The 22,731-nt window shown below is 65.5% G+C and carries 17 protein-coding genes, 5 pseudogenes and 2 CRISPR repeat arrays (1 of these 24 only partly in view); of the genes and pseudogenes, 12 read left to right on the top strand and 10 right to left on the bottom strand.

Annotated elements, in window-relative coordinates:
- Positions 1-2,001: a CRISPR direct-repeat array (repeat unit 28 nt; unit sequence GTTCACTGCCGCATAGGCAGCTCAGAAA) (it extends 68 nt beyond the left edge of the window).
- Positions 2,002-2,171: 170 nt separating this feature from the next.
- The gene (locus G4Q83_RS15920; protein ID WP_185817191.1) at positions 2,172-3,155 is read left to right on the top strand and encodes an IS5 family transposase; all 984 of its coding nucleotides are present in this window, start codon (positions 2,172-2,174) and stop codon (positions 3,153-3,155) included.
- A gap of 99 nt (positions 3,156-3,254) precedes the next feature.
- A pseudogene (locus tag G4Q83_RS15915) lies at positions 3,255-3,416 on the top strand (transposase); the annotation flags it as partial.
- A gap of 26 nt (positions 3,417-3,442) precedes the next feature.
- On the opposite strand, the pseudogene G4Q83_RS15910 reads toward G4Q83_RS15915, so the two are convergent.
- Positions 3,443-4,219 (bottom strand): annotated as a pseudogene (locus G4Q83_RS15910) (IS3 family transposase); the annotation flags it as partial.
- A gap of 46 nt (positions 4,220-4,265) precedes the next feature.
- Here G4Q83_RS15910 and G4Q83_RS15905 point away from each other — a divergent pair.
- A complete protein-coding gene (locus tag G4Q83_RS15905; RefSeq protein WP_185817193.1) occupies positions 4,266-5,072 on the top strand; it encodes an IS5 family transposase in 807 nt (268 codons plus the stop codon).
- Between the two features lie 9 nt (positions 5,073-5,081).
- On the opposite strand, the pseudogene G4Q83_RS23520 reads toward G4Q83_RS15905, so the two are convergent.
- Positions 5,082-5,452 (bottom strand): annotated as a pseudogene (locus tag G4Q83_RS23520) (transposase); the annotation flags it as partial.
- Between the two features lie 63 nt (positions 5,453-5,515).
- On the opposite strand from G4Q83_RS23520, the pseudogene G4Q83_RS15895 reads away from it, so the two are divergent.
- A pseudogene (locus G4Q83_RS15895) lies at positions 5,516-6,108 on the top strand (IS5 family transposase); the annotation flags it as partial.
- Positions 6,109-6,117: 9 nt separating this feature from the next.
- A CRISPR array of direct repeats spans positions 6,118-7,467; the repeat unit is 28 nt; unit sequence GTTCACTGCCGCATAGGCAGCTCAGAAA.
- A gap of 33 nt (positions 7,468-7,500) precedes the next feature.
- Here G4Q83_RS15895 and G4Q83_RS22645 read toward each other — a convergent pair.
- Genes G4Q83_RS22645 through G4Q83_RS15885 form a run of 3 tightly spaced genes read right to left on the bottom strand, consistent with a single transcriptional unit; the run spans position 7,501 to position 8,755 of the window.
- A complete protein-coding gene (locus G4Q83_RS22645; RefSeq protein WP_221893087.1) occupies positions 7,501-7,683 on the bottom strand; it encodes a transposase in 183 nt (60 codons plus the stop codon).
- Positions 7,683-8,405, bottom strand: coding sequence for an IS630 family transposase (locus G4Q83_RS15890; RefSeq protein ID WP_221893086.1), 723 nt, complete (start codon positions 8,403-8,405; stop codon positions 7,683-7,685). Before G4Q83_RS15890 ends, G4Q83_RS22645 begins: the two co-directional genes overlap by 1 nt.
- 47 nt (positions 8,406-8,452) lie before the next feature.
- Positions 8,453-8,755 (bottom strand): response regulator, encoded by a 303-nt coding sequence (locus tag G4Q83_RS15885; protein ID WP_246432399.1) that lies wholly within the window; start codon positions 8,753-8,755, stop codon positions 8,453-8,455.
- 173 nt (positions 8,756-8,928) lie between these two features.
- On the opposite strand from G4Q83_RS15885, the gene G4Q83_RS15880 reads away from it, so the two are divergent.
- The 5 genes from G4Q83_RS15880 (at position 8,929) to hemC (ending at position 15,096) form a co-directional block, all read left to right on the top strand.
- A complete protein-coding gene (locus tag G4Q83_RS15880; protein ID WP_128421100.1) occupies positions 8,929-10,233 on the top strand; it encodes a two-component system sensor histidine kinase NtrB in 1,305 nt (434 codons plus the stop codon).
- Positions 10,234-10,603: 370 nt separating this feature from the next.
- A complete protein-coding gene (mdoH, locus tag G4Q83_RS15875) occupies positions 10,604-12,538 on the top strand; it encodes a glucans biosynthesis glucosyltransferase MdoH (protein WP_128421101.1) in 1,935 nt (644 codons plus the stop codon).
- A gap of 43 nt (positions 12,539-12,581) precedes the next feature.
- The gene (locus G4Q83_RS15870) at positions 12,582-13,247 is read left to right on the top strand and encodes an alpha/beta hydrolase (RefSeq protein WP_128421102.1); all 666 of its coding nucleotides are present in this window, start codon (positions 12,582-12,584) and stop codon (positions 13,245-13,247) included.
- 62 nt (positions 13,248-13,309) lie between these two features.
- Positions 13,310-14,080, top strand: a complete 771-nt coding sequence (locus tag G4Q83_RS15865) for a LytR/AlgR family response regulator transcription factor (protein ID WP_185817231.1) — start codon at positions 13,310-13,312, stop codon at positions 14,078-14,080.
- 92 nt (positions 14,081-14,172) lie between these two features.
- Positions 14,173-15,096 carry a hydroxymethylbilane synthase gene (hemC, locus tag G4Q83_RS15860; protein WP_128421103.1) on the top strand — a complete coding sequence of 308 codons (924 nt, stop codon included), beginning with the start codon at positions 14,173-14,175 and terminating at the stop codon, positions 15,094-15,096.
- A gap of 158 nt (positions 15,097-15,254) precedes the next feature.
- Here the strand turns inward: hemC and G4Q83_RS15855 are convergent, their stop codons facing one another.
- The gene (locus G4Q83_RS15855; RefSeq protein ID WP_128421104.1) at positions 15,255-16,034 is read right to left on the bottom strand and encodes a DUF481 domain-containing protein; all 780 of its coding nucleotides are present in this window, start codon (positions 16,032-16,034) and stop codon (positions 15,255-15,257) included.
- Positions 16,035-16,209: 175 nt separating this feature from the next.
- Here G4Q83_RS15855 and G4Q83_RS15850 point away from each other — a divergent pair, with 175 nt between their 5' ends.
- Complete coding sequence (locus G4Q83_RS15850) at positions 16,210-17,181, top strand: helix-turn-helix transcriptional regulator (protein WP_128421105.1); 972 nt, start codon at positions 16,210-16,212, stop codon at positions 17,179-17,181.
- Here the strand turns inward: G4Q83_RS15850 and G4Q83_RS15845 are convergent.
- Together G4Q83_RS15845 and G4Q83_RS15840 are read right to left on the bottom strand one after the other, a co-directional pair.
- Positions 17,166-17,552 carry a winged helix-turn-helix transcriptional regulator gene (locus G4Q83_RS15845; RefSeq protein ID WP_281401972.1) on the bottom strand — a complete coding sequence of 129 codons (387 nt, stop codon included), beginning with the start codon at positions 17,550-17,552 and terminating at the stop codon, positions 17,166-17,168. The genes G4Q83_RS15850 and G4Q83_RS15845 overlap by 16 nt on opposite strands.
- Positions 17,553-17,782: 230 nt before the next feature.
- Positions 17,783-18,367 (bottom strand): lipocalin family protein, encoded by a 585-nt coding sequence (locus G4Q83_RS15840; protein WP_128421106.1) that lies wholly within the window; start codon positions 18,365-18,367, stop codon positions 17,783-17,785.
- Between the two features lie 131 nt (positions 18,368-18,498).
- Between G4Q83_RS15840 and G4Q83_RS15835 the strand changes: the two are divergent.
- A pseudogene (locus tag G4Q83_RS15835) lies at positions 18,499-18,798 on the top strand (hypothetical protein).
- Between the two features lie 68 nt (positions 18,799-18,866).
- The gene (locus G4Q83_RS15830) at positions 18,867-21,020 is read left to right on the top strand and encodes a prolyl oligopeptidase family serine peptidase (RefSeq protein ID WP_128421107.1); all 2,154 of its coding nucleotides are present in this window, start codon (positions 18,867-18,869) and stop codon (positions 21,018-21,020) included.
- A gap of 48 nt (positions 21,021-21,068) precedes the next feature.
- On the opposite strand, the gene G4Q83_RS15825 is transcribed toward G4Q83_RS15830, so the two are convergent.
- Together G4Q83_RS15825 and G4Q83_RS15820 are read right to left on the bottom strand one after the other, a co-directional pair.
- The gene (locus tag G4Q83_RS15825; protein ID WP_128421108.1) at positions 21,069-22,145 is read right to left on the bottom strand and encodes a hypothetical protein; all 1,077 of its coding nucleotides are present in this window, start codon (positions 22,143-22,145) and stop codon (positions 21,069-21,071) included.
- Between the two features lie 264 nt (positions 22,146-22,409).
- Complete coding sequence (locus tag G4Q83_RS15820; protein WP_128421109.1) at positions 22,410-22,721, bottom strand: hypothetical protein; 312 nt, start codon at positions 22,719-22,721, stop codon at positions 22,410-22,412.
- Positions 22,722-22,731: the final 10 nt, after the last annotated feature.

Genomic DNA, 22,731 nt, shown 5'->3' with positions numbered 1-22,731 from the left:
CCGCATAGGCAGCTCAGAAAACGCCGGCCGTGGGCGTCATCGGCGGTATCGAGTTCACTGCCGCATAGGCAGCTCAGAAACGCTGGCGGCGCCCTGACTCGAACAGGGCTCGGTTCACTGCCGCATAGGCAGCTCAGAAAAACTGGGCCGCCCGCTCAGGCTCAGGAGCCGAGTTCACTGCCGCATAGGCAGCTCAGAAAGAAACCACAGCCAAGCCCTGCCATCCGGCGGGGTTCACTGCCGCATAGGCAGCTCAGAAAGGCAAGCACTGCGTCCTCGGCGTGGGCCAGAGGTTCACTGCCGCATAGGCAGCTCAGAAAAGCTCGATCAGCGAGCGGGCGCCGGCGATCACGTTCACTGCCGCATAGGCAGCTCAGAAATGCAAAGAAGACGTCATGCCGGATCAGAAGACGTTCACTGCCGCATAGGCAGCTCAGAAAAACGGGACAGGCGGTATCAGAGTGTACGGGCTGTTCACTGCCGCATAGGCAGCTCAGAAAAGGTGTAAAACCGTCCTCCCATGACACGCTCAGTTCACTGCCGCATAGGCAGCTCAGAAAACATCCTGCTCCGACCGTCATCCGTTTCGAACGTTCACTGCCGCATAGGCAGCTCAGAAAAAGACAAAAGCACCTCTGGCGTAAGGCGGAGAGTTCACTGCCGCATAGGCAGCTCAGAAAAAATGCCGCCCTCCGATCAGCCAGATACTCAGGTTCACTGCCGCATAGGCAGCTCAGAAAAATCTGCTTGCTGAGCGTCCGCGGACCGTGGGGTTCACTGCCGCATAGGCAGCTCAGAAATCACGCCAGAGGAGACAGTAGATCGGCGCATCGTTCACTGCCGCATAGGCAGCTCAGAAATTGCCGATGAAGGACGGGTTGATGTACGTGCCGTTCACTGCCGCATAGGCAGCTCAGAAATGTTCGACACGCTGCCGGATCCGCAGGAGGTCGTTCACTGCCGCATAGGCAGCTCAGAAAGCAAGCTCATCCGCGAGGTCCAACTGTGAAGCGTTCACTGCCGCATAGGCAGCTCAGAAAAGTCCGTAACGCACTTTGCCGAACGCGTCGGAGTTCACTGCCGCATAGGCAGCTCAGAAAACGGGAGAGTGAGCCGGATCACGCCGACCTCCGTTCACTGCCGCATAGGCAGCTCAGAAACGATCACGATCTACCCGGACGCCAGCGGTAAGGTTCACTGCCGCATAGGCAGCTCAGAAACATATGACATCCAGGTATTCATCCTTGAGGACGTTCACTGCCGCATAGGCAGCTCAGAAAGGCGCGGCCTGAATGCCCGGCAGGCGGTCCACGTTCACTGCCGCATAGGCAGCTCAGAAAGTACCGCTCAAGTAGTGCGACGGCGAGCACATGTTCACTGCCGCATAGGCAGCTCAGAAATGGCTGCGCCTGGTCGTCGCGCTGGGCGTGCTGTTCACTGCCGCATAGGCAGCTCAGAAAACATGCGGCGCTGGCCGTGCAGCCCGTTGAAGGTTCACTGCCGCATAGGCAGCTCAGAAAAGTTAATCTCACGATTGCCGCTCTTGGTTTCCGTTCACTGCCGCATAGGCAGCTCAGAAACCTGGTTGACACCGCTCAGCCGGCCGTCACGGGTTCACTGCCGCATAGGCAGCTCAGAAACACCGGCCGCCGCGCTTGCTGGGGGTCACCTCGTTCACTGCCGCATAGGCAGCTCAGAAATCCGGTGGCAGGCAGGAGTAACGACAATGACCGTTCACTGCCGCATAGGCAGCTCAGAAAGCTGCAAGCGCTGGTGAAGAAAGCTGCGCAGAGTTCACTGCCGCATAGGCAGCTCAGAAACTGTTCTGGCTTGTTCTCAACGATGGCGTCTGCGTTCACTGCCGCATAGGCAGCTCAGAAAAGGCCGAGCATGAACGCGGTCTTACCCATGGCGTTCACTGCCGCATAGGCAGCTCAGAAATGGCTCGCTGCGCGCCGGCAGCGGCTGCCCGCGTTCACTGCCGCATAGGCAGCTCAGAAATTGGTAGAGCAGATCGGCGAGCACCTGAGCTAGGGCCTGTTAACACTAATGGCCCGAGCGTTTAAACTATCGGGCATGGAGATCACGCCAGCACAATTTTCCCTAAGGATGGTCTGAACAACTCCCTCTGATCCTGCGACAATCGTACAAAGCCCAACAGGACAACGACGATGCAATTGTCTTTCGGCGACGCGGAGTACAACGGCAAGCGCAAGCAGACGCGGCGCGAAAGGTTGCTGGCCGAGATGGATCAGGTGGTGCCGTGGAAAGACCTGCTGGCGCTGATCGCGCCGCACTATCCGAAGTCGGGCCATCCGGGCCGTCAGCCGTACCCGCTGGAGACAATGCTGCGCATCCACTTTCTGCAGCAGTGGTACGCACTGAGCGACCCGGGCGCGGAAGAAGCCTTGTACGACACGGCGTCGATGCGCCGTTTCGCCAGGATCGGCGGGTTGGATGAGGTGCCGGACGAGACCACGATCCTCAACTTCCGCCGGTTGCTGGAGACGCACGATCTGGCGCGCACGCTGTTCAACCGGGTCAACGCGCACCTATCGCGCAAGGGCCAGAGCCTGCGCGGCGGCACCATCGTGGACGCCACGATCATTGCCGCGCCCAGCTCGACCAAGAACAAGAACGGCGAGCGCGACCCGGAAATGCACCAGACCAAGAAGGGCAATCAGTACTACTTCGGGATGAAAGCGCACATCGGCGTGGACGATGAGTCCGGGCTGGTGCACCACTTGGAATGCACGGCGGCCAACGCCGCAGATATCACCCAGGCGCACAAGCTGCTGCACGGCAAGGAAGACACGGTATGCGGCGACAGCGGCTACACCGGGCTGGCCAAGCGCGAGGAGATGGCGAGCAAGCGCAAGCTGCGCTATCTGATCGCGGAGAAGCCCTCGAAGCTGAAGCAGATCAAGAGCAAGCGCGAATTGAAGTGGGCACAGCGCTGGGAGCACGCCAAGGCCAGCCTGAGGGCGAAGGTGGAGCATCCGTTCCGGGTGATCAAGCGCCAGTTTGGCTACGTCAAGGTGCGCTATCGCGGCCTGGCGAAGAACACGGCGCAAGTGCTGACGCTGTTTGCGCTGTCGAACCTGTGGCTGAAGCGAAAGCAGTTGCTGCCTGTCGTGGGGAGGGTGTGCCTGTAATCCGGGAAATACCCCGGAAATGCGCCGGAAACGGCGAAAAACCGAGGGTCTGAGCGCCGTGGGCGTGGTCGATATGGCTTGCCTCATCCTCCGACCGCGTTGATCAGACTATCCCTAATCGAACACTGCCTGCCGGCACAGCGCGGCAATGTCAGCATGACCAACCTGCAAGTGGTCAACGCCATCCTTTACGTTGCCGAGCATGGCTGCAAATGGCGCGGCCTGCCCAAGCGCTTTGGCAACTGGCACACGGTGTACACATGGACCGGCCAGATTTCCGTAGACACTCAGTCGCCGCTCTGCGCGTAGCGCCTTTCAAACTCTACCGGTGACACGCCGCCAGCGGAACCATGCCGGCGGATCGGGTTGTAGAACATCTCGATATAGTCGAACACGTCCGATGCCGCCATGGCGCGTGTCGGGTAGATCCGACGCTTGATACGTTCCTTCTTCAAGACGCTGAAGAAGCTCTCGGCCACGGCGTTGTCATGGCAGTTCCCGCGTCGGCTCATGCTCGGCACCATCCGGTGCGCCTTCAGGAACGACTGCCAATCGCTGCTGGTGGACTGGCAGCCCTGGTCGGAGTGCACCATCACGCCAGGACCGGGCTTGCGCCGCCACGCCGCTGCCACCAGTGCCTGCAGCACCAGATCGCTGGTCATTGTCGAAGCGGTTGCCCAACCCACGATCTGGCGCCAATACAGCTCCATTACCGCTGCCAAGAACAGCCAGCCCTCGTAGGTGCGGATATAGGTGATGTCCGTGACCCAGACCTTGTTCGGGGCCTGCGGAATGAAGTCCCGGTTGAGCACATTCGCCACCACGCCGACCGGACCTCCCCGCTAACGCGGCTTGCTGCCGTAGCCAACCTGCGCTCGCAAGCCTTCGGCCTTCATCAAGCGCCGTACCCGGTGACGGCTGCAACGCTCGCCGGCCTCACGCAGATCCAGGGTGAGCTTGCGATAGCCGTACACCGCGCCGCTGGCCAGCCAGTGGTGCTTGATCAGGCCCAGCAAGCGCTGGTCCTCGCGTTCGCGGACGCTGGTGCCGTTGCGCAGCCAGGCCTAGAGCGTGTTATGAACTTTGAGTCGATCCGGCTATCGTAGCGGGATGCAGAGCAAACGCCCATATCCGACCGACATTTCCGACGAAGAGTGGGCGTTCGCAGCGCCTTACCTGAGCCTGATGACCGAGCACGCTCCGCAGCGCAAGTACGAGCTGCGGGCAATGTTCAATGCGCTGCGCTGGATGGCACGTGCTGGAGCGCCATGGCGCCTTTTGCCCAAGGACTTCCCGCCATGGGAAGCGGTCTACCAACAGACACAACGCTGGCTGCAGGCGGGCTGCTTTGAAGCCATGGTCAACGACCTGCGTTCCATCCTGCGTGTTGCCCAAGGCAGACATGGCCAACCCAGTGCTGTCATCCTGGACGGGCGGACGCTGCAATCCACCTGCGAGAGCGGCACACGTGCAGGCTACGACGGCTATAAGCGCAAGAAGGGCAGCAAGGTGCATATGGCGGTGGACACGCTCGGATATTTGCTTGCAGTGCAAGTCACACCTGCCGACGAGCAAGAACGCGCTCAGGTGCGCTCGCTGGCGCAAGAGGTGCAACATGTCACGGGCGATACGGTAAAACTGGCGTTCGTGGATCAAGGCTACACCGGGCAGGAGCCGGCGCAAGCCGCGCAGGCAGAAGGAATCGAACTGCACGTGGTGAAACTTCCCGAAGCCAAGAAAGGATTCGTCTTGCTTCCTCGGCGCTGGGTCGTCGAACGCAGCTTCGGCTGGGTCAACCGATTCCGACGATTGGCACGCGACTATGAGCGCTTGCCGGAAACCTTGGCTGGCTTGCACTTCGTCGTCTTCACCGTGCTCATGCTCAGCAACGCCGCTACCATCCTTCAAAGTTCATAACACGCTCTAGTAACCACTGCGATGCACGCCCAGCACCCGGCACATCGTCGCCAGACGAAACTCCCGGACGTGCGCACGCATGAACGCGTACTTCGCCCTTACCCCTTGGCAAAGTACGCGGCGGCTTTTTTTAGGATGTCGCGCTCCTCGGTTACCCGCCTCAGTTCGGCCTTGAGCCGGCGAATCTCCGCTGAGTCGGTCGACGCCGCTGCAGCGCCGGCTGCCGGCGCCATCTTCCTGGCGGCCTGCACCCACCCGTATAGCGTGTGCTTGGGAATCCCGATTCGGGAGGCCACATCCACCACCGTGAAGCCGCGTTCGATCACCTGCTTCACCGCCTCGGCCCGGAACTCATCCGTGTACTGCTTGCTGTTGCCCATAAACACCTCGGTCATTGCCATCAATTATGGCGTCCGGATGTCTACGAAAGGCTGGCCGGTCCAACACGCATGAACCGCTGGGCCAAGGCGGGTGTGCTGGACCGGATGTTGGCCCAATTGCAGAAGTCCCAGATCGTGCGCATCAAAATCGAAGCAATCTCGCTGGACTCCACCAGCATCAAGGTGCATCCCGATGGCACGGGCGCATTAAAAAAAACGGTCCGCAGGCCGTCGGCAAGTCCCGCGGTGGATGGAACACCAAGATTCATATGGTTGCCGCAGATGCTCGAACAGCCATCACCTTTGGATTGACGCCTGGTAACGTGCATGACGCACCTGCAGGCCGCACGTTGCTTGAACACCTGGGGCCAGTGGAGCGGCCGATTCATTTGTTGATGGACCGTGCCTACGAAGGCAACCAAACCCGCCAGTTGGCGCTCGATCTTGGCTTCGTGCCGGTGGTCCCGCCGAAATCCAATCGGGTCGAGCCTTGGGAATACAACCGGGAGATGTACAAGCGGCGCAACGAAGTGGAGAGACTGTTCCGTCGCCTGAAAGGCTACCGCCGGATTTTCTCGCGCTTCGAGAAGCTGGATGCCATGTTCCTTGGATTCCTCAGCTTCGTCCTGGTCGTTGATGGGCTTCGGATGTGTTAACAGGCCCTAGTTCACTGCCGCATAGGCAGCTCAGAAACAGCACCGAGGCGGCCAAGCTGATCACCCAGGCGTTCACTGCCGCATAGGCAGCTCAGAAATGGTCCACCGGCACGCCGTCCGGCCAGCGCTGGTTCACTGCCGCATAGGCAGCTCAGAAAATCGTGGACATGCTCCACAACCGGAACAAGGAGTTCACTGCCGCATAGGCAGCTCAGAAACGTATGTTCGTACCGACATCACGCAACCAGGCAGTTCACTGCCGCATAGGCAGCTCAGAAATACGACATGCTGCGCAAGCCGTTCAATGAGGTGTTCACTGCCGCATAGGCAGCTCAGAAACTTGTGATCGATCAGGACTTGCAACAAGTTGCGTTCACTGCCGCATAGGCAGCTCAGAAAATCGAAGCCCTGGCGAGGTCACCGCCCTGCGAGTTCACTGCCGCATAGGCAGCTCAGAAAAATTTCGACAGCCGTACAGCTAAGCGGCTGTCGTTCACTGCCGCATAGGCAGCTCAGAAAAGCACGCCCATGTACGTCGGCGCGCGCGGTAAGTTCACTGCCGCATAGGCAGCTCAGAAACTTGGGTGCGATATTAGTCTCAATTTCGTTCTTGTTCACTGCCGCATAGGCAGCTCAGAAATTGGCCCGGATGATGCCGGTGCGCCGCTGTGCGTTCACTGCCGCATAGGCAGCTCAGAAATGCCCGCGGCGCGCGGCGTGATCTACGTCCACGTTCACTGCCGCATAGGCAGCTCAGAAAGTTGCGGTGCCGATGAATCTGCCCAGCTTGCGGTTCACTGCCGCATAGGCAGCTCAGAAATTCGTGCAGGTCCAGCCATGAGCGGCTTCGAGTTCACTGCCGCATAGGCAGCTCAGAAACTCCGAGAAAGAGAAAGCAGCCATCGCTGCAAGTTCACTGCCGCATAGGCAGCTCAGAAATTGATCAGGGTCGTGGTCTTGTCCGGTTTCCAGTTCACTGCCGCATAGGCAGCTCAGAAATGGATCATCGAGCACTTCCCGCCGCACCACACGTTCACTGCCGCATAGGCAGCTCAGAAAGCAACCACGATCGGGCCAGGGTCATCACCAGCGTTCACTGCCGCATAGGCAGCTAAGAAACATAGGCAACGATCTCGAAGCCGAACGAACGGGTTCACTGCCACATAGGCAGCTCAGAAAAGGAAGATTCGGTTGACACCCGGCGACTGGTCGTTCACTGCCGCATAGGCAGCTCAGAAAGTACTGGCCGCCCTGGGCGGCGAGAAATCCGGGTTCACTGCCGCATAGGTAGCTCAGAAAAGGTCGAAACCCTCGAACACCTGCCGGATGTCGTTCACTGCCGCATAGGCAGCTCAGAAATTGATCAACTGGTACTCGCGGGTCTTCATGAGGCTATCTCATTGAGAACCAGTTTTCCACCTGGTTGAGCCGCGACGAGTAAGTCGGCGTGACGTGCCAACGCACGTTGCGATGCGAGGTGAAAAAGTCGGCCGCCCGCCGTGTCTTGTGGCGGCTCACATGATCACAAATGACGTGGATTTCCCGGCGTTCAGGCTGGCTGGCGACGTCATCCATCAGATCAGAAAGGCCACAAACTGGTCGCTGGTGTGGCGCGGCGCCGTCTTGCCCACCGCCTCGCCGGCAGCAGTATCAAATGCTGCGAACGAACTGAGCGTTCCGTTGCGTTGGTACGCCAAGCCGTGGCTCTCGGCACGCCCCGGCGACAAAGGCAGCATCGGGCCCTTGCGCTCGGGTGCCTGGATCGCGGTTTTCTCATCCACGCAGAACACCGCCGAGTGCGCCGGTGGGTTCAGATACAGCCCGATCACGTCGGCTGCCTTGGTCTCCAACGCCGGATCGTTGGAGACCATGCGCCGCTCCAACCGCTGCGGCTTGACGCCGTGCTTACGCCAGATGCGCTGCACGGCCCAGACCGACGCATTGCCCAGTTCTGCCGCGAGCGTGTAGCTGCTCCAATGTGTCGAACCGTCGGCTGGTTCGTGCTTGAGGGTGCGGTTCGGGACACGCGCTTCCAACTCGGCAGGCGGCTGCACAGGAGCGCGCCCGGGGTGGCCAGCGTACAGGCCGGCCAGTCGCTCGCTGAGAAAGCGTCCCGACCAACGCGCGATGAAACGCCAGTCGCAGCCCAATGCGCTCAGGATCCCCTCGCGCGATTCACCGTCCCCGAGCAGCAAGATCAATTTTGCGCGTCGCACGTCCGCCGCGCGAACCGTACGGCGGCGTGCCGCTGAAAGCAGTTGCTCGCGTTCGGTATCGGTTAGATGCATCTTGCCCATGGCGCATCTGTCAACACAGATCGGTGCCAAGTCAACGACGCAGTGGACTAGGGCGCAGGCTGCAGGCGCTGCAGCGCCGCCAGCAGGCCGGCGTGGCTGTAGGGCTTGGACAGGAAACCGGTATGCGGCGGCAGCGCCGCGGCATCGGGGTTGTTCATGCCAGAGGTGAGCAGGGCGGGGATGGTGACCGCACGCCGGCGCAGTTCGCGGACCATGCTCACGCCGTCGCAGCCGGGCATCTGCACGTCGCTGAAGATCAGGTCCACGTCGGAATGCTGCTCCAGCAGCGCCAGCGCCTCGTGCGCGGTGCCGGCGGACAGGACGCGATAGCCATCGGCGTCGAGCATCATCGCAGCCAACTCCCGAATCGTCTGGTCGTCCTCGACCAAAAGAATCGTGATGAGGGCGCGAGTTCCGCGCATAATACTGATGCCACGTCGGCTTCGTTGGCTGCAGCTTCGCCACTGTACGGTGAAGTGCTGGTGAGGCCGTTGCGCTGAACCTCCCAACCGCGAGACGCAGCTTGTCCAACCATGCCCGCTATCGACAGATCGTCGAACTTTCCCGCGATTGCATCAAGGAAATCGGGCGCGACGGCATCGTGCGTTCGATCAATGCGCATGGCCTGGTCCTGTTGGGGGCCGCCGAGCCCCGGCACATCGTCGGCCGCGAATGGCTGGCGCTGTGGCCGGAGGACGTGCGGCCGCCCGCCGAGAAGGCGCTGTGCGCCGCGCTGCGCAACCAGCAGTCCGAGTTCTGGGCGCAACGCGACACCCTGGACGGCGTGCCGCGCTGGTGGCACGTGCTGGCCAGCCCGCTGACCAACGCCGACGGGGAAGTGGAGAGCGTATTGGTGATCAGCCGCGACGTCACCCAGCATCGCCAGATCGAGGAGGCTCTGCGCACCCTGGGCCATGTGCCGGAGGCCGTCGCCGCGCCGCTGGCCGACACCGAAGTGCTGGGCCGGCACTGGCGGGCCCAGCACCTCCAACTGCGCGGGCAGTTGGACATCGCCCTGGCCGCGCAGCGCGTCGCAGAGCGGGCGATGACCCAGGCACAGAAGGGCGAGGCGATCGGGCAGATGCTCGCCGGCGTTGTCCACGACTTCAACAACATGCTGCAGACCGCGATGACCTCGGTGAGCATGGTGGCCGAACATCCGCACCGGCTGCAGCCGGACCAGCGCAAGCTGCTCGGCATCGCCGGTGAGGCGCTGCAGCATGGCGCGCGGATGACCCGGCGCCTGCTCGGCTTCGCCCGCGCGCACCCGGTCAAGCCGGAGTGGCTGGACCTGTGCGACGTCGTCGCGCAGATGCAGCCGCTGTTGGCGCAGGCGCTGGACGGAGAGATGAAGCTGCAGCTGGCGACCGCGGATGGCGCCGCCACCACCTATGCCGACCGCAGCTCGGTCGAGCAGGCGGTGATGAACCTGGCCCTGAATGCGCGCGATGCCTGCCAGCCGGGCGACGTGGTGTCGATCCGCTGCGGCACCCTGCAGGTACCGCCGACGCAGGGAGTGACGGCAATGCGCCAGCCGGGGCGCTACGTGACCCTGGCGGTCAGAGACCAGGGCGAGGGCATGTCCGAGGAGACCAAGTCGCGGTTGTTCGAGGCCTATTTCACCACCAAGCCCGAAGGCAAGGGCACCGGCCTGGGCCTGGCCCAGGTGTACGGCCTGGTGCGTCAGGCCGGCGGCTTCGTCGATGTGGATTCGGAACTGGGGCGAGGCACCACCATCACCCTGGCGTTCCCGTATGTCGCCGAGGCGCCCCCGCCCGAGGCCAGCGACGGCGCGGCGGTGCTGTCGTCGGCGTCGGCGTCGGCCTGAGCCGCCTCTAGCCGGTCGCCGCGGCCGGCTGGCAGGTCGGTTGCCGCCGCAGGGCGGCAACCGGCACGCGGCGCGGAACCTGGCCGTTGCCGGACACGCATCATGGTGCTGTGCTGCGCTTAGCCCGGGAGATGAACGGACCTGCCGGCGGCGCTGCCGCCGCCTTGTCTCGCCAGTTCTTCGCGAAAGCTTACTATTGGGGGTTTACAGTGGCGGCCGTCTTTTGCCCGCCGACAGGAGAGCACGTGGGAATGAGTGGCAATCACAGCAAGACGGAGCCGCTGCCGGCAGCGGCGGCCACATCCGCCGCGACGTCCCCGCATGGCGGTTCCCGGTCGCGGCGCCCTGTCCGACGAGGCTGGCGGAACGCATGAGCATGGTCGTCCCCCCGCCGATCCTGCCCGAATCCGCCGCCCCCCTCGACGCCGGCCGCGCGGTGCTGCCGCCGGCGGCGCCGTTGCCGATGCCGGTGCAGTCGCTGCGCGCGGGCAAGGTGTACAACATGCGCCTGCCCAGCACGCCGCCGGGCATGGTCTGGCGGCGCCTGTACGTGTTCGGCACCACCGCGGCGATGACCGTCTACGCCAGCATGCTGATCGGCAAGGTGCTGCTGATCGGCGGCGTCAGCGTGCTCGAGGCCTGCCTGATGGCCCTGTTCGTCCCGCTGTTCGCGTGGATCGCGTTTTCGTTCGTCAGTGCGCTGGCTGGATTCGTGACCCTGGTGTTTGGCGCCGGGCGCAAGCTCGGCATCGACCCGGACGCACCGTTGCCCGCCGTGCACAGCCGCACCGCGTTGCTGATGCCTACCTACAATGAGGACCCGCACCGGCTGCTGGCCGGATTGCAGGCGATCTACGAATCGGTCGAGGCCACCGGCCAGATCGCCCACTTCGACTTCTTCATCCTCAGCGACACCACGCGCGCCGCGCTCGGCGTCGAGGAAGAGCAGGCCTACACCGAGCTGGTCGCGCGCACCGGCGGCCAGGGCCGCATCTACTACCGGCGCCGCGCCGACAACGCCGAGCGCAAGGCCGGCAACATCGCCGACTGGGTGCGCCGTTTCGGCGGCGCCTACCCACAGATGCTGATCCTGGATGCCGACAGCCTGATGACCGGCGACAGCATCGTGCGGCTGGTCGCGGGGATGGAAGCCAATCCCGATGTCGGCCTGATCCAGACCTTGCCGGAAGTGGTCAACGGCAATAGCCTGTTCGCGCGCATGCAGCAGTTCGGCGGCCGCGTCTACGGTCCGGTGATCGCCTACGGCGTGGCCTGGTGGCACGGCGCCGAGAGCAACTACTGGGGTCACAACGCGGTCATCCGCACCCAGGCCTTCGCCGAACACGCCGGCCTGCCGGCGCTGCCGGGGCGAAAACCGTTCGGCGGCCACGTGCTCAGCCACGATTTCGTCGAGGCCGCGCTGATGCGTCGCGGCGGCTGGGCCACGCACATGGTGCCGTACCTGCAGGGCAGCTACGAGGAAGGTCCGCCGACGCTGACCGACCTGCTGGTGCGCGACCGCCGCTGGTGCCAGGGCAACCTGCAGCATTCCAAGGTGGTCGCCGCGCGCGGTCTGCACTGGATCAGCCGCATGCACATGATGATCGGCATCGGCCACTACTTCACCGCGCCGATGTGGGGCCTGCTGATGCTGATCGGCATCGCGATCCCGCTGCAGAGCAGCGGCATCGATCTGGTCGCCGCGGTGGTGGCCCCGTTCTCGCCGGCGCGCTACTGGCACCAGCAGGATTCGACCCGGATGTTCTGGGTATTCGCGGTGACCATGTTCGTGCTGCTGGCGCCGAAAGCGCTGGGCTACATCGCCATGCTGCTGAAGCCGGAGGAGCGGCGCGGTTGCGGCGGTGCGCTGCGCGCGCTGCTGAGCATGCTGCTGGAGACCGTGCTGGCGGCGTTGATGGCGCCGGTGGTGATGTACGTGCAGTCGCGCGGCGTGGCCGAGGTGCTGGCCGGCAAGGATTCGGGCTGGGACGCGCAGCAGCGCGACGACGGCCGCCTGTCGTGGCTGGCGCTGGCGCGCAGCTACGGCGGGCTCAGTGCGTTCGGGCTGATGATGGGCGCGATGGCCTACCTGGTGTCGCCGTCGCTGGCAGCCTGGATGGCGCCGGTGGTGATCGGCATGGCGCTGGCGATCCCGGTGGTCGCGGTGACCTCCTCGCGCGCGGTCGGGCTGTGGCTGCGCAAGCTGCGCATCCTGGCCATCCCCGAAGAGCGGCAGCCGCCGGCGGTGCTGCTGCGCGCGGCCCAATTGCGCCGTGCCGCCGCCGCGCGCCGCGCCGCCGGCTGACGCGGCGGGCATAATGCGCTCCATCACGATGGGGACACCGCACATGCTGGAAACGCTGGAACACGAAACCGCCGCGGCGCCGGCCTGGACCGTCCTGTGGTTGCACGGGCTAGGCGCCGACGGCCACGATTTCGCGCCGCTGCTGCCGGAGCTGCTGCGGCCGGGCTGGCCGGCGTTGCGCTTCGTGTTTCCGCACGCGCCGGTGCGCGCGGTGACGATCAACAACGGCGTGCGCATGCGCGCCTGGTACGACATCGTCAGCGCGGATTTCTCCAACCGCGCCGACAGCGCGGGGGTCGCCGCGTCGGTCGTCCAGGTCGAGGAACTGATCGCGCGCGAGGATGCGCGCGGCGTGCCTGCCGAGCGCCTGCTGCTGGCTGGCTTCTCGCAGGGCGGCGCGATCGCCCTGGCGGCCGGACTGCGCCGCGAACGGCCGCTGGCCGGCTTGATCGGCCTGTCCACCTACTTGCCGGAACTGGCCGACGTCACCCGCTGGCATGCGCCGGCGGCGCTGTCGCAACCGCTGTTCATGGCGCACGGCCAGGCCGATCCGGTGATCCCGCAGCCCTATGCCGAGCAGACCGCACAGGCGCTGCAGGCGCTGGGTATGCCGGTGCGGTGGCAGTGCTATCCGATGGCGCACCAGGTCTGCGCCGAGGAGATCGCCGATCTCGGCGACTGGATGACCCGGCGCTTCGCCGCCGGCTGAGCTCACCGTCGCAGCGCCGCCGAGCCGGCCGCGGATGACGGCCCGCCGGCCTCGGGGCTACTATGCGCCAGACCGCGCCGCAGCCGACCGAGGTGACGTACGTGAAGGTGCTGATCGCCGACGACGAACCCTTGGCGCGCGAACGCCTGCGCGCGCTGCTGGCCGAGCATCCCGGTGTCGAGGTGGTGGCCGAGGCCGGCAATGGCCTGGAGGCGCTGTACGCCTGCGCCGAGTTGCGCCCGGACTTGGTGTTGCTGGACATCGCCATGCCCGGCGTCGACGGGCTGGAGGCCGCGCGCCACCTGGCCAGCTTCGAGCCGCGCCCGGCGGTGGTGTTCTGCACCGCCTACGACGCGCACGCGCTGTCCGCGTTCGAGGCGGCGGCGATCGACTATCTGATGAAGCCGGTGCGTGCCGAACGGCTGGCGGCGGCGCTGGAGCGTGCACGCACGTTCATGGTCGGCCGCCGCGGCAGCATCGGCGCCGCCGCGTCGGAACAGCGCCGCACGCACCTGTGCGCGCGCCTGCGCGGCAGCCTGCGCCTGATCCCGGTCGACGCCATCCACTACCTGCAGGCCGAGGAAAAGTACGTGGTGGTGCACCATGCGCGCGGCGAGGACCTGATCGAAGAGTCGCTGAAGTCGCTGGAAGAGGAATTCACCGAACGCTTCGTGCGGATCCACCGCAATTGCCTGGTCGCGCGCCACGAACTGGTCGAGCTGCGGCGCCTGGGCGAGGGCCAGGTGCAGGCGGTGCTGCGCCACGGCAAGCAGCCGCTGGAGGTGAGCCGGCGCTGCGTGGCGCCGCTGCGGCAGGAGATCCGGCATCTTTGATGAGCCGGGATTGGGGATTGGGATTGGCGGCAATGGTGGCGTCCGCTGCTGCGCCGGCGGCCCGCGGCGGCGCTTTTCGCGATAATGGGCGGATGAAGATCCTGCGCATCGCTACCCGCAAGAGCCCGCTCGCCCTGTGGCAGAGCGAACACGTCGCCGCCTGCCTGCGTCAGGCGCATCCGCAACTGGACGTGGTGTTGGTGCCGATGAGCACCCGCGGCGACGAGGTACTGGACCGCTCGTTGGCGGCGATCGGCGGCAAGGGCCTGTTCCTGAAGGAGCTGGAGTTGGCGATGCTGCGCGGCGAGGCCGATTGCGCGGTGCATTCGCTGAAGGACGTGCCGATGGAGCTGGATCCGCCGTTCGTGCTGCCGGCGATCCTGGCCCGTGCCGACCCCGCCGATGCGTTGGTCTCCAACCTGTATGCGTCGTTGGACGCGCTGCCGCTGGGCGCGCGCGTGGGCACCTCGTCGCTGCGCCGGCAGGCGCAGCTGCGCGCGCGGCGCCCGGACCTGCAACTGCTGGACCTGCGCGGCAACGTCGACACGCGCCTGGCCAAGCTCGACAACGGCGGCTTCGACGCGATCGTGCTGGCCTGCGCCGGGTTGCAGCGGCTGGGCCTGGAGGCGCGCATCAGCCAACGCCTGCAGGCGCCGGACTGGCTGCCGGCGCCGGCGCAGGGCGCCATTGCGGTGGAATGCCGCAGCGACGACGCGGCGGCGCTGGCCTTGTTCGCGGCATTCGACGATGCGCCCACCCGCGCCTGCGTGGAGGCCGAGCGGGCGATGAACCGCGCGCTGCACGGCAGTTGCCACGTGCCGGTGGGCGCCTTCGCGCACTGGCGGGGCCAGGACCTGCTGCTGCAGGGGCTGGTCGGTGGGGTGGCCGATGGACGCCTGGTGCGCGCCGATCTGCAGCTGACCGCGCAGGATCCGCAGGCGCTGGGCACGGCGGTGGCCGAGGCGCTGTTCGGCGCCGGCGCGCGCGCGCTGCTGGATCTGGACCTGCCGGGCTGAGCGATCCGAACCGGGGCGCGTGCGTTCTGCGCCAGCAATGGATCCGCCGCAGCGGCTTCAGCCGCGACCGGCGCCGCCAAATCCGTCGCGGCCGTGAAGCCGCTCCTGCAAGAACACCGGGGCCGCTGCCGATCGGCGAGGCTGTCGCGAATCCCTGCCTACTTGAACTTGTAGACCACGTTCATCGTGGTCAGCGTGTCGGTCTTCTTCTTGTCGTCGCTGACGTCGCTGTTGTAGCGCGCCTGCCAGCCGGCCTTCAGCGCCAAGCGCGAATTCATGCTGACCGAGATGCCCAGGTCGTTCTGGGCGAAGGTGTTGTACGCGCCCGATTCGATCAGCAGGGTGTTGCCGAGTTCGGTGTTGGCGGTCAGGCCGTACTTGAAGTCGACCAGGCCGCGGCCGATCAGCCCGGTCTCGGTCCGTTTCTCGACCACGTCATGGGCGCGGCGCACGCCGGGACCGATCTGCACGTCGATGCTTCGGCGCTCGCCGTCCATGATCCGGGTGCCGTAGCCGATGCCGATCGTGGCCAGCCGGTCGTAGGTGGCGAAATCGTCGCGCTCGTAGCGCAGCGAGGCGGTCAGCTGGCGGTGCTCGCCCAGCTGCAGCGCGCTGCCGGCACTGCCGGTGTAGCGATTGGAGGTGGTCTGGCGCACGCGCTTGCTGCTGCCGTCGTCGTTGGTGTCGGTATACTCGGCGCTGGCACGCAACGCGAACAGGTCCAGGCTGTGGATCCAGTCGCCGTCCACGTACTGGCCCTTGAGCCGGCCGTTGAAGCTTTCGTTGGAACTGTTGCCCCTGGATGAGGCAAAGCCCAACTCGCCGGAGCCGCTCCACGGTGAACTGTCCGGCGGCTCGGTCGGCGCGGCGGCCACGGCCAGGGACGTGCCCAGCAGCAACAGGGTGATGGCGGATGCTACGGCGGCGCGGCGGGGCATGGATTCTCTCTCCGGTGGGGGACGCAGCCTGCGGCTAACGGAATAGAAACGATTTCATCATACCGGATCCACATGATGTCCTGGCCGCGGCCGCGCTCCGGCTTCATCGGCGGTTCGGCCGCGGCGCCCAAGCGCCGAGCGTTTTTCCGCCGCGGACTCAGACATAATCGGGGCCATGGACCGCTACGAACGCATCAACGCACTGCACAGGCTGCTCAAGTCCGCCCGCTGCCCGGTGACGGTGGCCCGCCTGCAGGACGAACTGGGCTGCTCCCGCGCCACTGTCTACCGCGACCTGGCGTTCCTGCGCGACGCGCTGATGGCTCCGGTCGAAGGCGACGGCGAGGCTGGGTTCCGCTACGAGTCCGGGGAGAGTGATCGTTTCGAACTGCCCGGGCTGTGGCTCAGTTCCGAGGAACTGCATGCGCTGCTGGCCTCGCAGCAATTGTTGGCGCGCACCGGCGGCGGGGTGCTGTCCTCGGTGCTGGCGCCGCTGCAGCAGCGCATCGAGAGCCTGCTGGCGGCGCAGGCCGGAGCCAACTACTGGCCGGTGGAGCGGGTCCGGGTGATCCCGCACCGCGGCCGCAAGCTCGACGAAGCCAGCTTCCGCACCGTCGCCTCGGCGGTGCTGGAGCGCAAGCGGCTGTCGTTCGACTACCGTGCGCGCTCCACCGACGAGTCGACGAAACGCACGGTGTCGCCGCAGCGCATCACCCATTACCGCGACAACTGGTACCTGGATGCCTGGGACCACGGCCGCGACGCGGTGCGCAGCTTCGCGGTGGACCGCATCAACCATGCGCGGCTGCTCGACCCGCCGGCGCAGGACGTCGCCGATCAGGAACTGGACTGGCAGCTGGCGGCCAGCTACGGGATATTCTCCGGCGCGCCCAAGGGCTGGGCGACGATCGTGTTCAGTCCCAAGGCGGCGCGCTGGGTCGCCGACGAGCATTGGCATTCCAAGCAGCAGGGACGCTTTCTGGCCGACGGCCGCTACGAGCTGAAGGTGCCGTACAGCGTCTCGCGCGAGCTGCTGATGGACGTGCTGCACTACGGTTCGGATGCGGAAATCGTCGAGCCGCGCTCGCTGCGCGAGCAGGCCAAGGCGCTGCTGTCGCTGGCGCTGAGCAACTACAGCGACGACTGACGCGCTCCCGATCCGCGCGATCGCGTTGCAGGAGCGGCGGCGGCCGCGGCGGGCGTATCGGCCACCTGTCGCGGCTGCAGCCGCTGCTGCAACACGTCCAGCGGGGCCGTGCAGTCGCTCAGGATGGTGCCGATGTTGCTTTCGATCCAGTCCACCAGCGCATGCGCGTGCGTCGCCACGTCCCTGTCCAGCGGCGTCAGGTCGTACTCCACGTGCGGCGGCACCACCGGATAGGCGATGCGCTGCACGAAGCCGTCCGCTTCCAGTGCCTGCAGGGTCCGCGACAGCATCTTCTCGCTGACTCCTTCCAGGTTGCGGCGCAGATCGCCGAAGCGGTGGATGCCAGTGCGCAGCGCCACCAGCACCAGCACCCGCAACGGCTGGTCACATGACTGAGCACCGCGCGCGAGGGGCAGTTCTGCGCGAACACCTGGCCGCGGGTGGGGGGCCGCGGCGGGCATGCCCGGATCGTCGAGGGGGTCGGAAAGGACGCTGGCCAAGCGCTGCACCTGGTCTGTGGGAAGGAGCGGCCCGATATACATGGAGCGGCCGGTGCTTGGCTGAGCGGCGCATGATCGGCACATGCGCCGGCCGCAGCGGTTCAGGGCTTCTTCGGCACTTCGAAACCGAGCTTGCCGACCTGGTTGCGGTGCTGCGCCACGCGCTTGAGCTTGTCCACCTTGATCCCGTAATCGCGGTCCAGCTTGCCGACCAGTTCATGGTACTGTTTGTGGTTCATGTCCGGCTTGCGCGCGAAGACCCAGGCCAGGTCGCGGCCGGGATAGTCGATCAGCGCCCAGGAATAGTCCGGCGCCACCTCCAGGATGCGGTACTTGGTCGGGACCACGGCGAAGAACCAGGTGGTCCAGCGACGGTTGCCGGTGCCGTCCTTGACCGAGGCGCGTGAGGTGACTTCCTTGGCCGGCTCGTCGAAGCCTTCGCGGTACTGGTAGCGCACGCCGATCTTGCCGTCGCCCTTGAGCGTGTACTCGTCGCTGCTGGCGACATGCCCGCGCTCGGCGAAATAGGGCACGTGCGCGATCACGTACCAGCGGCCCATGAAGCGCTTCAGGTCGATCGGCGGCTGGCGCGAGGACTCCTGCTCCGGGGATTTCGCCCGCGCCGCCGGCACGGGGACGACCATGCCGAGCAGCAGCATGGAGGCGAACAGGGAGAGCAGGCGCATAGGGCGAGGATCCAGAGGCTTGAAGGGACACGCTAATGAGTATCGGGCGAAAGCGATGTCAATAGTGGGTCGCACGTTGAGATGGCGGCGCGGCAGGCTGCACGCCTCAGCCCGGCTCAGGAGTCGCCGCCATGCCGATCGCCCCTTCGTTCCGTCCTGTCCACGCGCCACACCCCGCCCTGCACCGCCTGGTGCGGCAGGCGCTGCTTGCCGGACTGGCGCTGGTCCTGGCGTGGCCGGCCGCGCGCGGCCACAGCGCAATGGCTGGGCCGGCTGCCGCTGTGGCTGCTGGGCATGCCGCTGAGCGCGGGGTGGGCGCTGCCCGCTTCCCGATGCCGCTGCGCCTGCTGCGCCGGGTCCGCGCTCGGGTATGGCCGCGGGTGCAGGTGCGGCGGCGTGCGCCGGCGTGGCGGACCACCCGCGCGGCCTGACCTTCGGCAGGGGAGGCGTTGCGGCACTGCATGCTACGGTTCGGGCCTGCCCTCACGGACCGGAAACCATGCCTTCTCTCGCACATGCCTGCCTGCTCGCCGGACTGATCGTCGTCGGTGCCGCCGCGGCCAAGGAACCCGCGATGCCCCAAGACTCCTATGCCTGGCTCGAAGACGTCACCGGCGCCAAGCCGCTGGACTGGGTCAAGGCGCAGAACGCCAAGACCGAGGCGCGGCTGGCCGCTGCGCCGGGCTTCCAGGCGCGCGAGGCGGGCATCCGCGAAGTGCTCGATTCCGATGCCAAGATCCCGGCCGTGCAGAAGATCGGCCCGTACTACTACAACCTGTGGAAGGACCGCGCGCACGAGCGCGGGCTGTGGCGGCGCACCACCCTGGAGGAATACCGCAAGCCCGAGCCGAAGTGGGAGACGGTGCTGGACCTGGACGCGCTGAACAAGGCCGAGGGCGAGAACTGGGTGTGGCACGGTGCCGACTGCCTGCGCCCGGAGTACCACCGCTGCCTGATCGCGCTGTCGCGCGGTGGTGCCGATGCCGATGTCACCCGCGAATTCGACCTGGGCAGCAAGCAGTGGGTCAAGGACGGCTTCTTCCGCCCCGAGGCCAAGGGCGGCTTGGGGTGGATCGATGCCGACACCGTCTACCTCTACACCGATTTCGGCGCCGGCTCGCTGACCAGCTCCGGCTATCCGCGTCTGGTCAAGCAGTGGAAGCGCGGCACCCCGCTGCAGAGCGCGACGCTGGTCTACGAAGGCAAGCCGGAGGACATGTACATCGCCGCGATGCACGACGACACACCCGGCTACGAGCGCGATTTCGTCAGCCGCACGCTGGCGTTCTACAACGACGAGCTGTACCTGCGCCAAGCGCATGGATATGCGAGCGACGCCGGCGCAGGATGCACAGGAGCGTCCACCGATGATCGCCTGACCAAGATCGACGTGCCCAACTCGGCCAACAAGCGCGTGCACCGCGAATGGCTGACCCTGGAGTTGCGCGATCCGTGGACCGTGGGCGGCACCACCTACCCGGCCGGCGCGCTGCTGGTCGCCAGGTTCGACGATTTCATGGCCGGCAAGCGCGCCTTCCAGGTGCTGTTCACGCCAACCGAAACCGCGTCACTGGCCTCGTTCGCCTGGACCAAGTCGCGTCTGGTGCTGAACGTGCTCGACAACGTCAAGAGCCGGCTGTGGGTACTGACCCCGGGCGAGGGCGCGTGGGCGCGCGTGCCGTTCCCGGTCGGCGACCTGGCCTTCGGCAGCACCAGCGTCGAGGCGGTCGACGCCGACGAGAACGACCAGGTGTGGCTGACCTCCACCGATTTCCTGACCCCGACCACGCTGATGCTGGCCGACGTGCAGCGCGGTGCGCAGAGCATCGAGACGCTCAAGGCGATGCCGAGCTTCTTCGACGCGTCCAAGGACGAGATCGAGCAGCACTTCGCGGTGTCCAAGGACGGCACCAAGGTGCCGTACTTCCTGGTCCGGCCGAAGCGGCTCAAGCGCGACGGCAGCAATCCGACCCTGCTGTACGCCTACGGCGGTTTCGAGATCTCGATGACCCCGTTCTACTCCGGCGGCCTCGGCCGCGCCTGGCTCGACCAGGGCGGCGTGTATGCGCTGGCGAACATCCGCGGCGGCGGCGAGTACGGCCCGCGCTGGCACCAGGCGGCGCAGAAGCAGAACCGGCACAAGGCCTACGAGGACTTGGCCGCGGTGGCGCAGGACCTGGCCGCGCGCAAGATCACCTCGGCCAAGCACCTCGGCGTGCAGGGCGGCAGCAACGGCGGACTGATGGCCGGCAACATGCTGGTGCAGTACCCGCAGCTGTTCGGCGCGGTGGTGGTGCAGGTGCCGCTGCTGGACATGAAGCGCTACAGCCACCTGCTGGCCGGCGCGTCGTGGATGGCCGAATACGGCAACCCCGACACCGACGACTGGAACTACATCCAGTCGTTCTCCCCGTACCACCTGTTCGACCCGAAGAAGACCTACCCGCCGGTGATCTTCCTGACCTCCACCCGCGACGACCGGGTGCATCCGGGCCATGCGCGCAAGATGGCGGCGAAGATGATCGACGCTGGCAAGGACGTGACCTACTACGAGAACATCGAAGGTGGCCACGGTGGCGCAGCCAACAATGCGCAGGCCGCGCACATGCAGGCGCTGGCGTATGGGTTCCTGTGGGAGCGGTTGAAGGACTGAGCGCGGCGCCGCCGTCGAGCCGCATGATCGGCGGCGGCGCCGACGCAGTCACCTGTTGCCCGGCTCGACCGTTCTTGCCGCGTCGGTGCGGCCAGCAGGCAAGGGCGCATCCGGTTCAGGCTTGCGTCGGGGGTCAAGGTTGCGGCCGAGTTCCAGCAGCAGCTCCTGGTTGCCGTCCTTCGGCCAGCCACTGAAATGCGCGACCAGCTTGCCGTTGCGCAGCAGATAGAAGGTCGGTGTCGCCCAGTCGTCGATCATCGGCCAATCGGCCGTCCTGCGTGCCAGCACGATCGATTGATCAGCATGCGCGGCATTCCATTCGACGAATACGTCGTAGTCGATGCGTCTGCCCACCGGGGCGATCCATCGCACTGTAAGGCCCTGCAGCAGCGGACTCCCTCGAAGAGCATCCATGGCCCTGCGCGAGAAGCCGCAATGCGGATGCACAACCGCGATCAGTGTGGCGTCGTGCAGCGGGATCTCGATCTCGCGCAGCTGTCGTTGGCGCGTCTCCATCACATAGGCATTGGGTCTGGCCGGCGGTGGCGCCGCGACGACGCGCGGCACCGACTCCAAGGCTACGTCCGGATGCTGCAAGGCCAATTGCCTGACCTGGTCGAAGCGGCGGAACTGGATGAGCGAAGCGTGGTATATCTTCACCGCGTCGGGTGCGATGCTTGGCCCCAATCGCTGCACCACGCTCGCCATGTCCTCCAGGTATTGCGGATCGTCGCTGTAGTAGGCGAGCCGTTGCGTGGCGCGCATCAGTACGTCCAGTTTGGGCGCGGATGCAGTTTGCAGGTCTGCCGATCGGATCAAGGGTGCGAAATCGCGTGCATACGCATCGCGCAGACGTGTCACTCGCTGTTCCCGTGCATCATCCAAAGTCGCCTGGTCGAGTGCGACCAGGCGGACGTATGCATCCTGCAATGCCGCTGCCGAGGGCGCTGCCCGGCCCGCGTTGGCACTGCACAGCAACGCGACAAGGACCAGTACGCGGACGCGGACGCGGGACCGGCAGTGGATCGACATGCAAGGACCTCCGGCAATATGGCAAAAGCGTGTGCCAGCGAGCATGCGCAGGATCTGCGGTGAATGCATCGCCGGATCGGGCCTGTCGAGCATCGTAGCGTTTTGCGGACATCCGTCAGCAGTTACTGCCGATGCATATCTTGCCGAGGCTCTCGACGCAGGTGGCTCTGCTCCGGCACTCGTAGTCCTGCATAGTCCACCGGTAGCGGCTGCCATGGGCTTTCATCGCTGGCGGGAATGTCCGAGCGTGCGCGGACAACGGACATCACGGCCTTGCTGATCGCGTCCGGTTGCCTGATGCCTGGGACCGAGCGGATCGTCGCTTGCTGTCCGAACAACATCATGAGCTTGTAGGCTTCATACTGCCGTCAGTTCCGAGGCGATGTCTTCGTAGGAGTAGCTGGCCAGGCCGCTGGGGGAAAAGACCAGGCTATCGATGAATCGCTTCCTCGCCCCCGGCGTCAATCGGCGTAACGGGGAGTCTGCAGGCACGGCAGCCAAGTAACCACGCAAATCCGCGCGCGACTTGATCGGTGCGGTCAACTGGTCGATGAGTCTCTGGTCCAGTGCAAGACCGTTGCCGCCAGACGCTGTTGGTTCCTGCGCTATGGTAAGGGTTGCGTAGCAAAGAACCGATATGGTGATGCCGAACTTGATGAAATTCTTCATGATGTTCCCT

This window comes from Xanthomonas theicola (assembly GCF_014236795.1).
GTDB lineage: Bacteria > Pseudomonadota > Gammaproteobacteria > Xanthomonadales > Xanthomonadaceae > Xanthomonas_A > Xanthomonas_A theicola.
This window is presented reverse-complemented; position numbering and strand designations above follow the sequence as displayed.

Coding starts and splice junctions, on each gene's coding strand:
- G4Q83_RS15920 (WP_185817191.1), top strand. CDS start 2,172: ATGCAATTGTCTTTCGGCGACGCGGAGTACAACGGCAAGCGCAAGCAG.
- G4Q83_RS15905 (WP_185817193.1), top strand. CDS start 4,266: ATGCAGAGCAAACGCCCATATCCGACCGACATTTCCGACGAAGAGTGG.
- G4Q83_RS22645 (WP_221893087.1), bottom strand. CDS start 7,683: ATGGATGACGTCGCCAGCCAGCCTGAACGCCGGGAAATCCACGTCATT.
- G4Q83_RS15890 (WP_221893086.1), bottom strand. CDS start 8,405: ATGGGCAAGATGCATCTAACCGATACCGAACGCGAGCAACTGCTTTCA.
- G4Q83_RS15885 (WP_246432399.1), bottom strand. CDS start 8,755: ATGATGCTCGACGCCGATGGCTATCGCGTCCTGTCCGCCGGCACCGCG.
- mdoH (WP_128421101.1), top strand. CDS start 10,604: ATGAGCATGGTCGTCCCCCCGCCGATCCTGCCCGAATCCGCCGCCCCC.
- G4Q83_RS15870 (WP_128421102.1), top strand. CDS start 12,582: ATGCTGGAAACGCTGGAACACGAAACCGCCGCGGCGCCGGCCTGGACC.
- G4Q83_RS15865 (WP_185817231.1), top strand. CDS start 13,310: ATGCGCCAGACCGCGCCGCAGCCGACCGAGGTGACGTACGTGAAGGTG.
- hemC (WP_128421103.1), top strand. CDS start 14,173: ATGAAGATCCTGCGCATCGCTACCCGCAAGAGCCCGCTCGCCCTGTGG.
- G4Q83_RS15855 (WP_128421104.1), bottom strand. CDS start 16,034: ATGCCCCGCCGCGCCGCCGTAGCATCCGCCATCACCCTGTTGCTGCTG.
- G4Q83_RS15850 (WP_128421105.1), top strand. CDS start 16,210: ATGGACCGCTACGAACGCATCAACGCACTGCACAGGCTGCTCAAGTCC.
- G4Q83_RS15840 (WP_128421106.1), bottom strand. CDS start 18,367: ATGCGCCTGCTCTCCCTGTTCGCCTCCATGCTGCTGCTCGGCATGGTC.
- G4Q83_RS15830 (WP_128421107.1), top strand. CDS start 18,867: ATGCCTTCTCTCGCACATGCCTGCCTGCTCGCCGGACTGATCGTCGTC.
- G4Q83_RS15825 (WP_128421108.1), bottom strand. CDS start 22,145: ATGCTCGACAGGCCCGATCCGGCGATGCATTCACCGCAGATCCTGCGC.
- G4Q83_RS15820 (WP_128421109.1), bottom strand. CDS start 22,721: ATGAAGAATTTCATCAAGTTCGGCATCACCATATCGGTTCTTTGCTAC.